Source organism: Pseudomonas sp. JL27(2026), from assembly GCF_056933555.1.
The window spans coordinates 331,462-346,853 of record NZ_CM167794.1 but is presented as its reverse complement, the minus strand read 5'-3'; the positions used below and the strand labels follow the sequence as shown (position 1 = coordinate 346,853).

The window sequence follows — 15,392 nt, the reverse complement described above, 5'->3', positions numbered from 1 at the left end:
CAAACAGCAATCGCTGAGCGCTGGCAACGCGATACCCCATGGACTTGGCAGAAAAAACACCTGCGTGTTTTTTGAATCACCCTCTAAACCAGCGCACTGCATCAACGCGCTATCACTACTTTTTGACCCTGCAATTACTCACTCATAGCCTAGGAAAATCCTGGAAGCTCAAGCGCTAAGCGAAGGTGAGAAAACAGCCAGAAGCGGCCACTTACTTACCCTGGTATCACCTTGGTTGGCACAGCGGCCGACTGTACTCGGTCAAAGATATCGCAGCAGCCAAGTACCCCATGCAATGAAAGCCCTTATCTTCTGCCTATTGCAGCTCTCCCGAAGTAGCGACCGCATGTGAGGCCAAATCCCACCAGCCAAAGGATTGATTTGATGCCCACCGACAAAAGAATCTGCCCGTCATTTGGGATCGTGAAATTCTGGTGCGGATCAAGATGCATTTGGCCATAGGCATTTCGCTCAAGGCTTGGGAGGCCTTATCGAGTCAGAGCAGCTAAACCCTCCATTTAGCATTGGCCTCCTTGGCGGCAGGGGTACCGACAGCCATTTGCAATCCACCGCCACTCAGAGCGTGGCGAATCTCGTCTATGCTTCCTCCTTGAAATCCATCTGCGCGACGGTACGGTGCGAATGTCGAACACGCGATGATCTTGTCACGGGTTAGACCACCGAGTTTATTGCGCCATCAATTGTGCGATCACTTGCTTGCTAACGCTTCTTTGAGCAAATAAAGGCCCAAGGAATCATGGCTGAGACGATAAACATCGCGAAGATGGTGAATAGGCTGCAAAAGCCGATCTGCCTACGTCGGGCAATGGTTCTGCATTAGCGTTTCCGTGCGGACCAAGACGATTTCCATGCGTATTGTCTTTAAAAACAGGTGCGAACGCCTATGACGAATGCTACGCCATCTATCAAGCTTGGTAGCTTTCTCCAGATGGCCCCCTATCTGAGCATGCGAGGGGTATCGCCGCTGGAGTTCTTCCAACGCTTTGGTATTTCTCCTGAAATTTTTCAAAGCTCTGATATATGGTTACCGCGGGCGGCCTGCTTTCATATAGCCAACGAAATGGCCGCTATCGCACAGGATCCGTTCGCTGGCGTATATGTGGGACAGCTGACCGAAATACGCTCACTCGGTGCCTGGGGCGAATTGATATTGGGCTCAACGAACGTAGCCCAGGCGTGTGCCCTGGCTGCAACCCATGCGGCCTTACTGCATCAAGGAGGAGAAGTAAAAATCGTCACCGAAGGCCGTACGACGAAACTTATCCACCAGTTCACAGGACCACACGAAGCTGACCCGAAGCAATTCACTTTCGGCAGCCTTGCGGTACTTAGAAAAGTACCTCTCCTGTCCGGCGAGCCTTCCGCCATACGTGTGCATATCAAAAACCCAAGAGAAAGAGGAGACGATGCGCTTGAAGAATACCTAGGCCCGAACCTTGAAATGAACGCTGAGTACAACATGATCGAGTTCGATCGTGAATTGCTCGAGATCCCCCTGCAATATATTCGGGATGATGCCTGGAAAACCACCGAAGCCTTGAGGTCGACAGTTGAAACAGCTGACGTGCTCGTCAAGCGGATATCGGATCAGGAACAATCCAAACTTATAACGATTTCAAGAAAAATTGGACTGTCTCCTCGAACTTTGCAGCGTCGCCTAAAATATTGCGGCATCGACTTCGACGCGTTACGTGACGAGACACGTCGCAGCGAGGCACTTCAGTTACTTGCCAGCGGTAAATACACCGCGACCGAAATTGCCTATATGGTCGGCTACAGCGATCAAGCGCACTTTACTCGTGCCTTCAAGCGCTGGACTGGGAGCACGCCGTCGCGCTACCGCTCTGCCTTAAAACATGATCATTAAAATATAAGATACCGTCTTCGCCTAACCACTCGCCCCCTCCCCCCGCCCAACCATTTGGCCCATTTCAGGTGCTGCCATCCAATAGAGACGCACGGAGCCTCGAACCGCCGGAATATAGCTTGCTGTCCTGATTTGAGCAGCCATTTCTGTGCGAGGTCCGCCAACCGGCGCTGCGTCATGCATGTCGGCAGGATGACCGGCGCGTGGTGGCTTCGCCTTTGGCATCAAATGGCAAGTTTCCATCGAGGTGTTCTTATACAGTCTGAAAAGGTAATGCAAAGACCAGCGAGCGGTGCAGCAAACAATCCATGCACAAGAAAAGTCTGACGCTGGGGAGTGGAATAGCTTTTTATATGATCAAGAGGTCCAAATGTCATATTCATCCACGGCCTGCATCGTCACCCTGACGTTGGCAACTTTTGGGAGCGCGAACGCTCAGTCATCCTCTGATGCGGCGACACGGGTTGGTGTCGAAAATTTTGTCCGTGCCGAGTCCGATCTCTACATGGGCAAAATGGTGGCGGATGGAAGTTTGGGTCAGTTTGTGCATAGCCGTGAACCGGTTCTCATTGACGCGCAGAATGTCATCCGGATGAATCGGGACACGCTTTACTCCTCAGCTGTATTCGATCTCGATACCACTCCCGTCACGATCACGTTGCCTGAGGCCGGTAAGAGGTTCATGTCGATGCAAGTGGTCAACGAAGATCACTACGTACCTGCCGTCGTTTACGGTGCCGGCCGCCACACGCTGACGAAAGAGGCTATCGGCACACGCTATGTGTTTGTCGCTATCCGCCTGTTCTTCGACCCCACAGATCGCAAAGACCTTGAACAGGTGCATGCGCTGCAGGACGCAATCAAGGTCAGCCAGGCCCAACCCGGGGAGTTCGTAGTGCCGAAGTGGGATCAGGCGAGCCAGAAAAAGATGCGTGATGCCCTGGCTGTTCTCGGCTCGACGATGCCCGACTACAACCAGTCCTTTGGCCCCAAGGGCATGGTCAATCCGATCCATCACCTGATCGGAACGGCGACGGGATGGGGCGGAAACCCGAACAAGGACGCAATCTACCTCGGCGCAGTGAGGCCGCAGAATGATGGAAAAACCGTTTACCGACTTAAAGTTGGACATGTCCCGGTCAACAGCTTCTGGTCTGTCAGTGTTTACAACGCAGACGGTTACTTCCAAAAAAATCCATATGACGCTTATTCGTTGAATAATCTCACCGCCAAAAAAAGTGATGATGGTTCGATAGTCATTCAGTTCGGTGGCTGCAATGCAAAGATCGTTAATTGCCTGCCGACTACAGCCGGCTGGAACTATACGGTCAGACTTTATCAGCCGAGCGAAGAAATACTGAATGGCCAATGGAGCTTTCCAAAACCGCAGCCCGTCGCGCTCTAACTAAAGCACAACTAAAAGTTTCAACCCATACAACCAAGTACAAGAGCCAATTAGTTCAACAAGCCAGAAACCTCTCTGAGCTGCAGAGTTTTACACCAAAGGAAGGGAACAATGATAACCATCGATGGTTCAAACTTTTTTAAACATTCCGTGATGCTTATTACAGGTGCGACCCTCGTATTGACGACGGTGTTGCCTGCACAGGCAGAAGATTCAAGCCGCACGCCATCCGTGACGGTAGGCGGCGGAGTTGCCGTTGGTCCTTTGTACGAAGGCTCTTCACGCTACGCCGCTTTCCCGTCACTGAAACTCAAAGTGGTATTGCCTACCGAAGACTGGGGCATGTTTACCGCGGCCTTCCCGGATGGGCTGCGTTGGGACTTGCCAGGCCTGGCGCCTTTCGGGGTGGCCCTGCTGATCGGTTATGACCAGGGGCGCAAGGAAAGAATCCACACGCTGGACGGTCGTGATGACTACTTGAGGGGAATGGGCAATCTGGACAGCACTGCCCTGGTCGGGGCCGAAGCGTACTGGGTCCTGCCGGCCGGGCGCCTGTTTGTTCGCGGCCTGCACTCAAGCCAGAACCGCAATTACGGTGGCAAAAGCCTGGGGCATACGGCCTATCTTGAGGCAGGGGTCGCCACTGCGTACCCACTGTCATCGACATTGACCCTGGACTCGACGCTGTACGGCACCTGGAGCAATGAGAACGACATGATGGCGCGCTTCGGCGTCACTGCCCAACAAGCGGCACGCACCCGGTTCGACGAATACCACCCAGGCGGCGGGATGCGCGACGTGACCTTGAAACTGGGCCTCACTTGGCAATGGCAGCCACAGTTGGCGCTGGAAGGCGGCATCAAGACCTACGCTCTGGTCTCCGATGCCCGCAATAGCCCGCTGACGGGTGAAAAGGTAGGCGCAGGTGCCTACCTGAATGCCCTGTACAGTTTTTGATCAACCGGTAATACCGACGCCATCCGATAAATGGATAGATAAGGGAACAATCGATGAAAAAACTACATAAGCAGTTGGGGATGACGGGGTCCCTGGCCGGCCTGCTCTGGTCGGGGCTGGTACTTGCCGACGATGCCGCCACTAAGGTCACGGACCCTCACTTCAAGCTGGCCCCAGGCTATCTTGACCCGGCGGACTTGCCCGTTCGCCTGGCCTTGCTTGGCGCCCCACCAAAGGCTGACTCTGCGGCGCTTGCACGGGATGAGGAAGCACGGCGTGCGGCGCTGTCGCTACGTGGCACGGCCCGGGAGAAACTCGCGGCAACGGATGCGGAGCTGTCATTCCCAGGCCCGGCGCAAGCCTTCTCCTGCGCAATGGGCACGCCGATCAGCGAGAAAAGCACACCGCACCTTTATACCTTGATGCAGCGCACCCTGGCGGATGCGGGCGGTTCCACCTATGCCGGGAAGAATGCCTACAACCGTACCCGCCCATTCGTGACGCATGACGAAGGGACATGTCGCAAAGACATGGAACCGCTGCTGCGCACGGATGGCTCCTGGCCGTCCGGCCACTCTGCTGCCGGTTGGGCCTGGGGGCTGTTGCTGGCCGAGATTCAGCCTGCGCGTGCCACCGAACTGATGACCCGTGGGTTGTCATTCGGCCAGAGCCGGGTCATCTGCGATGCACACTGGCAGAGCGACGTGGATGCAGGTCGCATCATGGGGGCCGCTACTGTGGCGAGCTTGCATAGCAATCCGGCGTTCCTGGCGGACCTGGCGGCCGCGAAGGAGGAGGTCAGGGCCGCTCAAAAAGCAGGCCTGAAGCCTGCAGAGGACTGTGCGGCCGAGGGCGTGGCGCTCTCGCTGACCCAGCACTGATCGGAGAAACACCATGATGCACAGTGACAACCCACGCTCGCCTTTGCGGCATAAGCACGCCCGCCTAGCACTGCTGGTTGGCGTCTTTGCGGCAGCCGGACCCAGCCTGCCGACGGTGGCCATGGCGGCAGACAGCGATGGCTGGAGGTTCAACGGCGGGCCTTACGTGTGGGGCGCCGGTATCCGTGGACACGTGGGCCACCGCAGTACCGGAACCCAGTTTATAGAATCCGATTTCTCCGACATTGCGCGTACTGTCGATATGTCAGTGATGCTGATGGGCGAGGCTCGACGAGGCCCATACAGCGTACTCACCGACCTGATGTATATCGACACCGACACCCGCAATCGTCTGCCTGCGGGCGCTCCTGCGTCCAAACTTGAGGTAGAAGGCAAGACGGCCTCCGGATTCCTGGGGGGCGGGTACACGGTGTTGGGTGATGAAAACCGTCGGTTGGATGTCGCGGGTGGAGTGCGCGTCTGGTACAGCAGCACCACCATCAGCCTGCATGGTGGACCTGCTGCCGGCCTATCTGGCTCTGACAAGGCTACTTGGGCGGACGCCATGGCGGGACTGCGTGGGCACTATGCCGTGAATGATCGATTCTGGTTGTCATCATGGGGTATGGCGGGCGCCGGGCAGTCCCGGGAAGACTGGGATCTGGCAGCGCTGGCAGGCTGGGAGTTTTTGCCCGGTTTTTCGGCGGTGGCCGGTTACCGGGCCATGGGGGTGAATTATCGCCATGATGGTTTTGTCTACGACATTGTCCAGAAGGGGCCTTTGTTGGGTATTAGTGGGCGATTCTGAGGGATGAAACACTGCGAAATATCCGATCAGACTTGCCATAACCGCGTGGCGAGTTGATATCCCTGGCCGTTCAGCCTCACGACCGAAATGCGCCCTGTGTACACCACCTATATTGAAACCGGGATGGCCTGTAGTCATTTCTTGAATGAGTTGATCGGAACGGGTTTCTCCAAAACGTTTTGGCGGTTAGTGCGGCGAAGGCAAACGCGGATTACAGACCTGAAGTGTAGGAACTCGGCGCACCCGAAGATGCCCCCACGCACAGCCAGAACGCGGACTAATGATAAAAATATATTTAGGGATAGAACAAAATACAAACTTCTATACGTTTTTTATTTACAGATAGTTACTCTGATTTCCGACTCCTGGTGCCACCCTACAAAACAAAGCCCTCGCAGAAATGCGAGGGCTTTGTTGTTTCTGGGCTTTTAGTTTAATGTCCCCGGCCCGGATCGCCTTAACAGAGCGGAACAACGCTCAACGTTGCGTAACAAGGACGTACTCATGAAACTCCCGCTGCTGTCGATCATTCCCGCCGCCCTCGTGATGCTGACACTGCATTCACCCAGCGCTCAAGCGGCCGGGTTCGACTGTGCGAAAGCTACCACGCAGGTGGAAAAGACCATTTGCGGCACGCCTGTGCTTTCAGCGCTGGATGAACAACTGAACGAACAGTACAAAGGGCTGAAACACCTTCAAGTGTTTCGCTTGATCGAAGCTCAGTGGCTAAGCCACGTGCGCAATGAGTGCGAAACCGTATCGTGCCTGGAAGACGCCTACCGTACGCAACAACGTTTACTGAGCCCGGCAACACCTGTCGCCCCTGTAGACCAGGCCACCCTGAAACCCCTTCCTCCGGGTCAACATTACTCCATGACCGAAGACGAACCCTGGGATCGCTATACCCTTGCATCGTTTGAAGGTGTTCGAGTCGGTGGAGACCAGCAGATCGTTGATGCGTCTGTCATTTCAGGGGTCCTGCATGTGGTGCTCTTCGTGGGTAAATACCGTCCCGACGAATACGGGTATGTGGGCAACTTGTACGAATACGTCGATAACAAACCTGGCCTGCACATCATCGCCAGTGATGTCGCTTTCGTCGGCTGGGCGGCACCCGCCCGCAATGATCAAGGCATGCGTTTCGCAGGGATCTCGGATGGCGTTTTCTACTACCGCCAACACCTGGCCGGGAATCTGCAAAAAGGCATGGTTTACCGTCTCGCCTCGCGCCAGGCGCCCAAAGAAAGCATGCAGGTATTTCAGGTGCCGTCGAACACCTTGCTGAATGCCAAAGCCAACGTGACCGAAGACGTGAATACCCTCAACAACCAACTGACCCTGAACTACCCGGTAGCAGCGTTCGGCACCTATGCAGAGCGTGTCGCCGACCCGGATGCTCCCGGCATTCCGGACACCGGCTGGGGTATCGTCAACCCGACCTGGAGCGAAACCCGGCCCGTGCTCTACTTCGACAATAACGGGGCCCGCGCCTGCATCTGGCGCGTTGATCTGGCGACCAAGATCCTGTCCAAGATCGTGCCGGAACATGAAGCGGTTTCCGGACACTCGATCGAGTTCAACGGCCGGGAAGCCCTGGTGTATCTGGACGGGAATGACCTTAAATTTGCGATGGCGCCGGATCTATAGCAGGCGCACTGAGTGGTTGATTTCTCCTTGTCAAAAAAAGCCCCGAACCAGTCGGGGCTTCTTCAGTTCAGCCTTGCATCAGGCCTGGATCACGCCACCCGCATCAAAAGACGTTGATTGGGTATTCCACAAACACACGCAGTTCGTTGCCGCTGTCGTTGTAGTCCGAGGACTTTTTCGACACGCGCAGGATCGAGCTGCGCAGTTTTACGCTCAGGTCTTTGGCCGGGCCGCTTTGGACCACGTACTTGAACTGGTTGAAGATCTCGCGCTCGGTGCCGCCGGTGCTGTCCTTGGTGGTGATGTTGTCGCCACGCACGTAAGCCACGTTATAGGTCAGGCCCGGTACGCCGAAAGCGCCAAAGTCCAGGCCGTAGGCCAGTTGCCAGCTGCGCTCGTCTTCGGCGTTGAAGTCAGACCAGTAGGAGTTGGCCAGGTAGATGGTGTTGCCACCGTCGCCCGTACGGTTGCCCGCGTTCTGGTAGCCGCCATACGGGTAGCCCAGGTTGCTGTCGCCGGTGCTGCGCTGGTGAGCGAGGGTGAACGAGTGCGGGCCGGTAACGTAGGTAGCGGCCAGGCTCCAGATTTTGTTGTCTTCGCCGCCGGCGTTTTTCAACTCGGCGTAGGACTTGTCCAGTTCGGTGCGGTAGCCGTTGAAGTCCAGGGTCAGGGACTGATCGGTGGCCAACGGGAACACGTAGTTCAGGTTCACGTACTGTTTCTTCATGACGTCTTCAACGTCGGAAGCGTACAGCGCTGCCTTGAACTCTTTGGTGAACTGGTAGCTGCCGCCCAACACGTTGATGGACTTCAGGCCACCGCTGTCACGGCCTTCCGCGCTCTTACGCGATTCGGCGGTGAAACGACCGGCGTCCAGTACCAGGCCATTGATCTCCTTGGAGGTGATCAGGGTGCCGGTGTAGCTTTCAGGCAGCAGGCGGGAGTTGTCGTAGTTCAGCACCGGCAGGGCCGGCATCTGGTCACCGTAGGTCAGGACAGTGTTGGACACACGGAACTTGACCGCAGCGCCAGCCTTGGCCAGGTCGCCTGCTGGCGTATGGTTGCCGTTGTTGCTGGTCTTGAAGAAGTCGACGCCGCCAAAACCGCTATGGCTGCCTTTGTCCAGGCGCAAGGCGTACAGGCCGAAGGCATCAACGCCCACGCCGACAGTGCCTGTCGTGAAGCCCGACGAGAAGGTGCCAATGGCCGCCTGACCCCATTCACGCTGGTCGGGGTTGCCGTCTTTTTTGTCGCGATTGATGTAGGCGTTGCGCAGCAGCACTTTCAAGCTGCTGTCTTCAACAAAACCCTTGGACTCAGCCTGGTCGTTAGCCATGGCTTGAGTAGCGCTCAGAATCCCCAGTGCGATCAGACCGATCCGCTTGTTCAACATATTATTTTCCTTATTACGGGTTGATACGCGCTGTGACCGGTGGGGTGATGCGGCGCGTTCAGCGCTCTTTTTCACCCGCAAACAAAAAGGCCCGGCCACGAAGAATCGTGTCGGGCCTTTGTTATTTTTTTCAGATATGGCTCTTGGCCACAGGCGTTGGGGCGAATCCTAGCCGCGCCCTTAACAGTGTGTCAATTTCGTGAATCGTCTGTGAATAGGCGAAAATCGTCTAAGAATTCACTTGCCAGCGATAGCCAAATGCACGGTATGGCTGTCGACGAATTGTTCGAAGTGGGTGACTTTACCGTCCGCCAATGTCCACAAATGGGCCACGCGCGCGTTCATCGGCCGGCCGGTGGCTTTGTAAACACCGCTGTAATTGCCGTAGGCAAATACCTTGTCGCCCTGCGCAACGTAGTGCTCGACCTTGAACTGGAACCCTTCCCACTCCGTGGCTAGGCGCTTGAAAACGTTCTCGACAATCGCATCGAAACCTACGTAAGTGCCGGCATACGGAAACCCGGCGGCTTCGGTCCAGCGCGCATCGGGCGCCAATGCTGCCTCGGTGTTGCGCGCATTTTCCTGGGAGTTCGCGCCTTCATAAGTGCTTTTGATCAGGCTCAGGTTATCCATAAGTCGCTCCGCATCGGGTGATGGCTATTAATGTGCGCAACCGTTCAGGCCACAGGCCTGGATCGGTGAAGACGATTCATTGGCTGGCACCCCCACCGATTCGCTCAGCCACGCAGCGAAGGCTTCGGGTTTGCCCAGCCATGGACTGATGTCGACCAGCGTGAACTGGCCGTTGTGCTCCAGGACAAACGTCGGGAAGCCCTGCCCCCCGACTTTGGCCAACAAAGCCCGGCTGTCCTTTATATGGCCCTGGATTTCGTTGGCCTGGGCGTCCTTGAACTCACGCTTGAAGGTTTCGGCTTCCAGGCCAATGGCGACGGCCAATTCCAGCAGGACCGCTTCATCGGCAATCCGCCGACCTTCCACGTAGTGCGCAGTCTGCAAGCGCCCGAGCAGTTCCAGCCCACGGCCGGCGAGGTGTTCAGCAGCCAACACGGCGGCAATCGGTGGCGCCGAATCGAACACGGCGGTGTGATCGCGCAGCAAACCTTCGAAGTAGGCTTCGCCGAATGGCTGACCAGTGTATTCGGCAATGCGCCGGTCGTGCGGCATCACGTAATCGCGCAGTTGCGGCGAAACGGTCTGCCGATTGGCGCCGGTCATCATGCCGCCCGCGTGAGCGCTCACCGGCAACACGGCTTGCGCTGCTTGCACCAGCGGTTTGGCGCCGTAACACCAGCCGCACAAAGGATCGTAGATGTAGTGAAGGGTCGCAGCAGACATGGAGGGCTCCAGCAAAGTCGTGTTGATTCGATGTCGGCAGGTTAGGCCTCTGCGGGTAAACGAAAAACGCCGGATTGGCTTTTAGTCTGTTTCGCGAATCGGTCGAATGCGCCGAACGCACCTTCATGACTCGTCGGACACATTTGCGACATAATTTGAAACAATCTACCTCAACGTCAGCTCAGGAATAGTTAACGAAAGTAAATAGCAAGCATTACCATTCGCACCCTCGAATTTTCCAACCTTCCTGGATGCGCTTCAGATGCCTGCTCCCTTCCGCTTTACGCCCGTCACACTGGGGCTTTGCTCCTTGTTGTCGGCCGGATTCACCTGCGCTGCCCCCACGACATTGCCCGCCACTTCGATCAGCGCCGAAGCAGACCTGGATGATCCGCGCGTCAAGGAAGTCAGCACCGCCACCCGTACAGCGACGCCCGTGCGTTATGTGCCGCAGGCGATCGATTCGATCAAAACCTCGAATGTTGCCGATTACGGTACTAATGACCTGGGCACCGCGCTGAGCGGCATGCCGAACGTCAGCAGTGCCGCCGACACCCGCTTCGACAGCCTGCGCATTCGCGGCTTCGACGCCAGTAACGACTTCTACCTCGACGGCGTACGCGACGACAGCCAGTACGTGCGCGACCTGCATAACATCGAGCGCATCGAAGTGCTCAAAGGCCCGGCCGCCGTGTTGTACGGCCGTGGCAGCCAGGGCGGGATCGTCAACCGGGTGAGCAAGTTGCCGCAGTTCGGCCGCCGCTCGACGATCGAAGCCCAGGGCGGCAGCGAAGACCTGCGCAGCCTGTACGCCGACTTGAGCACCGACCCGTCGGAAAACCTCAGCCTGCGCCTGAACATGGGCAACATGGACCAGAACAGTTTCCGCGACGGCGTCAGCGGCAATCGCCAGTTGTTCGCACCGTCGATGAGCTGGCAGCTCACGCCGGACCTGAACTGGCTGGTGCAGTACGAATACAGCCGCTACAACCGCACACCGGATCGCGGCATTCCAGGTGTCGGCGGCCGCCCGGCCGATGTCGGTCGCGACACCACCTACGGTGGCGAGCACGACTTTATCGACGACAAGTCCCAATCCCTGCGCTCGAAACTCAGCTACGAGATCGCCGACAACTGGCAACTGCGCCATACCCTTGGCGTGTTCAAGCTCAACAGCGATTTCGACAATACCTACGTTACCGGCTTCAACACCAAGACCAAAAAGTACATGCGCCAGCATTGGCAACAGGACTTGAACACCCGCAACGTGTTCAACAACCTGGAACTTGAAGGCGGCTTCGACACCTTTGGTCTTGAGCATCGATTGCTTACGGGGATTGAAATCGGCAGCCAGCGCCGCGACCCGATTCTGTACAACGCCGCCCCATCCGGTCCGGGCAGCCGACCCGTGCCCGAACAGAATCTCTACAACCCGGATCGCAGCCTCGTGCACACCGGGCGCATGCAAACCTTCAGCGACTCGCACACCGAAGTCGAAAGCCGCGCCGTCTACGTGCAGGATCAACTGCGCCTCAACGATCAATGGCAACTGCTCGCTGGCCTGCGTTACGACACCTTCGACATCGAGTCGACCAACAAGCTCAAGAACATCAGCGAAGACCGCGACAGCCACAGCACCAGCCCACGGGTCGGCGTGGTCTGGACGCCGCTGCAAAACCATTCGTTCTACGCGTCCTGGACCAAGACCTTCTCGCCGGTCGGAGGCGGCCTGATCGGCATCACGCCGGGCGCAGCCGGCAACACCAACGACCTGAGCCCCGAGCTGACCAAGCAGAAAGAAATCGGTGTAAAAAGCGACTGGTTCGACGACCGCCTGAGTACCACGCTGGCGGTGTATGAGCTGGAGCTCTACAACCGTCGTACCAGCGATCCGGATAACCCTGGTTTGATGGTACTCACCGGTGAGCAACGTTCACGCGGCATCGAACTGACCGCCGCCGGCAAGATCACCGGTAACTGGTCCATGCGTGGCGGTGTGGGTATGCAGGACGCTACCGTGGTCAAGGACAACAACGGCCTGGAAGGCAAACGCGTGACCAACGTCGCCAAGCATAACGCCAGTGTGTTCCTGACCTGGAAACCGGAGATGGGCTGGTACGCCGAAACCGGCCTGACCCTGGTAGGCCAACGTTACGCCGACAACGCCAACACCACCGTATTGCCGGGCTATGGCCGCTGGGACGCACTGGCCGGTTTCCGTCAGAAGGATTGGGACCTGCGCGCGGCGCTGAACAACATCACCGACCACACGTACTACGCGTCGTCCACCAGCGCCTTCCAGATCCAGCCAGGCGCACCGCGCAGCCTCGTGGTGACCGGAACTTACAGCTTCTAAACACCAGGCAAAAAAAAGCGCTGCCTTCTGGCAGCGCTTTGACCAATCCTTTGGTTTCTATCCTTCCATCACATCCCACAACGCTTCAAGTTCTGCTTCGCTGAACAATCCAGCGGGGTAGCGCTCGACCATGATCCGGCGGGGGTCGGGCTCTCTGACCTGACGGGTTCCGTTGGACTTCAACCATTGCGCGAGCACCTGAAGCGATTCGCTATTCATTGCCAAGGGATGCGATGTCCGCTCGCTGACCATGTTCATCTCCAGCGCTCTCTCCTGGTTCGTGAGCGGCTAACTTATCCAAGGTTTATGACAGAACATCGCCGTTCTACATTCCCAAGAAGTACCCTCAGAGAGATACAAGAGCTATGCCAAGGTTTGGAACTTTCCGACGTACGGACATAAAAAAGCCCGCAGCCCATAAGGGCGGCAGGCTTGATGTGCATCGTGAGATTTAAGCCATCATAAAAAGCGTCAATCAAACGACACCGGCTGTTACAACTCCACTCAACCTTTGTGCGGCGCTGGTTGCTGTTGGGTAAGACAGTGGATGTTGCCGCCCCCCAGTAACAATTCACGACCTGGCACCATGACGACTTCATGTTGCGGGAACAGGCTCTGCAAAATCTCTTTTGCCGGACCGTCCAGCGGGTCGTCGAAACTCGGTGCAATGATGCCGCCGTTGACGATCAGGAAGTTCACATAGGAACCGGCTAGCCGCACGCTAGGATTACGCTCCTGCGTACCATCCACCGGGTCCACGCCGGCGCACTCTTCTTCGGTCGCGTACAGCGGCCCCGGAATAGGCATCTTGTGTACCGTGAACGGGCGACCCTTGGCGTCGGTGCTGTCCTGCAGCACTTTCATCGCAGCCTGGCAACGCGGGTAGTTCGGGTTTTGCGGATCATCGGTCCAGGCCAGCAGCACTTCACCCGGACGCACGTAGCAGCAGAAGTTATCCACATGGCCATCGGTTTCGTCGTTGTACAAACCATCCGGCAGCCAGATGATTTTATCCACAGCCAACTGCGCGCTGAGCACGGCTTCGATCTCGGCGCGGTTCATGTGCGGGTTGCGATTGCGGTTCAGCAGGCATTCTTCGGTGGTGATCAGCGTACCTTCGCCGTCGACGTGAATCGAACCGCCTTCGAGCACGAAACCTTCGGTTCGGTAGCGCGGGCTGCGCTCGATCTCGAGGATCTTGCCGGCCACTTGCGAATCACGATTCCACGGCGAATACAGACCACCGTCAAAGCCGCCCCAGGCGTTGAAATCCCAGTCGACACCCCGGACTTCGCCACTGTTATTAATGACGAAGGTCGGGCCGGTGTCACGGACCCAGGCGTCGTCGCTGGACATCTCGACCAGACGAATGTTCGGCACGTCGAGACGCGCGCGCGCGTTTTCGTACTGGGCCGCCGACACGGCAACCGTTACCGGTTCAAAACGCGCGATAGCCTTGGCCACCGCCACGTGCGCGGCTTGTGCAGGCTTGCCACCCAGGCGCCAGTTGTCCGGGCGCTCGGGCCAGACCATCCAGGCCTGGGTTTGTGGCGCCCATTCGGCGGGCATGTAGAAGCCGTCGGCGCGTGGGGTGCTGTGTAAAGTGGTCATAGTGATCAGGACTCCAGGGAACCGTCGAGGGTTTTGATCGCATTGTATAGGTTCGGGCGACGATCACGGAACGAGCCCCAGGCGCTGCGAATGTGCTCCAACTCGTCGAGGTCAAAGCTGTGAACCAGCACGCCTTCTTCGGTTTCGTTGAGTTCCTGCACCTTCTCGCCAAACGGGTTGGCGATGAACGACGAGCCGTAGAAGGTGATGTCGTAGCCGTCCTGCTCTTCGTTGCCGATGCGGTTGCTGGCGATCAACGGCATCAGGTTGGCACCGGCATGGCCTTGTTGAACGCGCTGCCAGTGGTCGCGGGACGAGATGCTCTTGTCGTGCGGTTCGCTGCCGATGGCGGTCGGGTACAACAGGATTTCCGCGCCCAGCAACGCCATGCTGCGGGCGCATTCCGGGAACCACTGGTCCCAGCAGATGCCCACGCCGATTTTCGCGTAACGGGTGTTCCAGACTTTGAAGCCGGTATCGCCCGGGTTGAAGTAGTACTTCTCGTGGTAGCCAGGACCGTCCGGGATGTGGCTTTTACGATAAATCCCGAGGTTGCTGCCGTCGGCATCGATGATCGCAATGCTGTTGAAACGTGCGCGCCCCGCCAGTTCGTAGAAGCTGATCGGCAACACCACGTGCAGTTCCCTGGCGATTTTCTGGAAATGCTTGATGGCAACGTTGTCGGAGGCGGTCGTGGCCAGTTGCAGGTAATCCGGGTTCGGCTTCTGGCAGAAGTACGGGGCCTCGAACAACTCCTGGATCAGGATGATCTGCGCACCTTGGGCAGCAGCCTCACGGACCAGTTTTTCAGCGGTCTCGATGTTGGCTTCAAGGTCCCAGGAACAAGCCATCTGGGTAGCGGCGACGGTAACGATACGACTCATGAATCATCTCCTGGGCAAGTGCAGAGGGTCGAGGGTGACAGGGACCGATGACAGAAACGGGAACGGCCAGGCGTGATGATTCGCACCGTGGCGTGACGGTGACTTTATAGCCGATAAAAATCGGCTTTAAAAGCGATAAACCTCAATGATCACGAAATAATTCTATTTAATATCGATAATAATCGAACTTAAAAACCGATCCTGCT

The 15,392-nt window shown here is 57.2% G+C and carries 13 protein-coding genes; 7 read left to right on the top strand and 6 right to left on the bottom strand.

Annotated elements, in window-relative coordinates:
- The first annotated feature begins 904 nt into the window (after positions 1-904).
- The 6 genes from AC1Z1G_RS01560 to AC1Z1G_RS01535 all read left to right on the top strand — a co-directional run bounded on the left by AC1Z1G_RS01560 (position 905) and on the right by AC1Z1G_RS01535 (position 7,586).
- Positions 905-1,888, top strand: a complete 984-nt coding sequence (locus AC1Z1G_RS01560) for an AraC family transcriptional regulator (protein WP_483624302.1) — start codon at positions 905-907, stop codon at positions 1,886-1,888.
- Positions 1,889-2,258: 370 nt separating this feature from the next.
- Positions 2,259-3,293 carry a DUF1254 domain-containing protein gene (locus AC1Z1G_RS01555; RefSeq protein ID WP_483624300.1) on the top strand — a complete coding sequence of 345 codons (1,035 nt, stop codon included), beginning with the start codon at positions 2,259-2,261 and terminating at the stop codon, positions 3,291-3,293.
- Positions 3,294-3,404: 111 nt separating this feature from the next.
- Complete coding sequence (locus AC1Z1G_RS01550; RefSeq protein ID WP_483624298.1) at positions 3,405-4,250, top strand: MipA/OmpV family protein; 846 nt, start codon at positions 3,405-3,407, stop codon at positions 4,248-4,250.
- Positions 4,251-4,303: 53 nt separating this feature from the next.
- Positions 4,304-5,131, top strand: coding sequence for an acid phosphatase (locus AC1Z1G_RS01545; protein ID WP_483624297.1), 828 nt, complete (start codon positions 4,304-4,306; stop codon positions 5,129-5,131).
- A 13-nt stretch (positions 5,132-5,144) separates the two neighbouring features.
- The gene (locus AC1Z1G_RS01540) at positions 5,145-5,939 is read left to right on the top strand and encodes a hypothetical protein (protein ID WP_483624296.1); all 795 of its coding nucleotides are present in this window, start codon (positions 5,145-5,147) and stop codon (positions 5,937-5,939) included.
- 504 nt (positions 5,940-6,443) lie between these two features.
- A complete protein-coding gene (locus AC1Z1G_RS01535) occupies positions 6,444-7,586 on the top strand; it encodes a lysozyme inhibitor LprI family protein (protein WP_483624294.1) in 1,143 nt (380 codons plus the stop codon).
- A 103-nt stretch (positions 7,587-7,689) separates the two neighbouring features.
- On the opposite strand, the gene AC1Z1G_RS01530 is transcribed toward AC1Z1G_RS01535, so the two are convergent.
- The 3 genes from AC1Z1G_RS01530 to AC1Z1G_RS01520 all read right to left on the bottom strand — a co-directional run bounded on the left by AC1Z1G_RS01530 (position 7,690) and on the right by AC1Z1G_RS01520 (position 10,335).
- The gene (locus AC1Z1G_RS01530) at positions 7,690-8,979 is read right to left on the bottom strand and encodes an OprD family porin (RefSeq protein ID WP_483624293.1); all 1,290 of its coding nucleotides are present in this window, start codon (positions 8,977-8,979) and stop codon (positions 7,690-7,692) included.
- 237 nt (positions 8,980-9,216) lie between these two features.
- Positions 9,217-9,612, bottom strand: coding sequence for a nuclear transport factor 2 family protein (locus AC1Z1G_RS01525; protein WP_483624291.1), 396 nt, complete (start codon positions 9,610-9,612; stop codon positions 9,217-9,219).
- Positions 9,613-9,639: 27 nt separating this feature from the next.
- Entirely contained in the window at positions 9,640-10,335 is a 696-nt protein-coding gene (locus AC1Z1G_RS01520; RefSeq protein WP_483624289.1) for a DsbA family protein, read from the bottom strand.
- A gap of 262 nt (positions 10,336-10,597) precedes the next feature.
- Here AC1Z1G_RS01520 and AC1Z1G_RS01515 point away from each other — a divergent pair, with 262 nt between their 5' ends.
- Complete coding sequence (locus AC1Z1G_RS01515; RefSeq protein WP_483624287.1) at positions 10,598-12,691, top strand: TonB-dependent receptor; 2,094 nt, start codon at positions 10,598-10,600, stop codon at positions 12,689-12,691.
- A gap of 57 nt (positions 12,692-12,748) precedes the next feature.
- Here AC1Z1G_RS01515 and AC1Z1G_RS01510 read toward each other — a convergent pair whose 3' ends face one another.
- The 3 genes from AC1Z1G_RS01510 to aguB all read right to left on the bottom strand — a co-directional run bounded on the left by AC1Z1G_RS01510 (position 12,749) and on the right by aguB (position 15,186).
- Positions 12,749-12,949 carry a hypothetical protein gene (locus tag AC1Z1G_RS01510; protein WP_347903270.1) on the bottom strand — a complete coding sequence of 67 codons (201 nt, stop codon included), beginning with the start codon at positions 12,947-12,949 and terminating at the stop codon, positions 12,749-12,751.
- 246 nt (positions 12,950-13,195) lie between these two features.
- A complete protein-coding gene (gene aguA, locus AC1Z1G_RS01505; protein WP_483624285.1) occupies positions 13,196-14,302 on the bottom strand; it encodes an agmatine deiminase in 1,107 nt (368 codons plus the stop codon).
- 5 nt (positions 14,303-14,307) lie between these two features.
- Positions 14,308-15,186 carry an N-carbamoylputrescine amidase gene (gene aguB / locus AC1Z1G_RS01500; protein ID WP_483624283.1) on the bottom strand — a complete coding sequence of 293 codons (879 nt, stop codon included), beginning with the start codon at positions 15,184-15,186 and terminating at the stop codon, positions 14,308-14,310.
- Between the last annotated feature and the right edge of the window lie 206 nt (positions 15,187-15,392).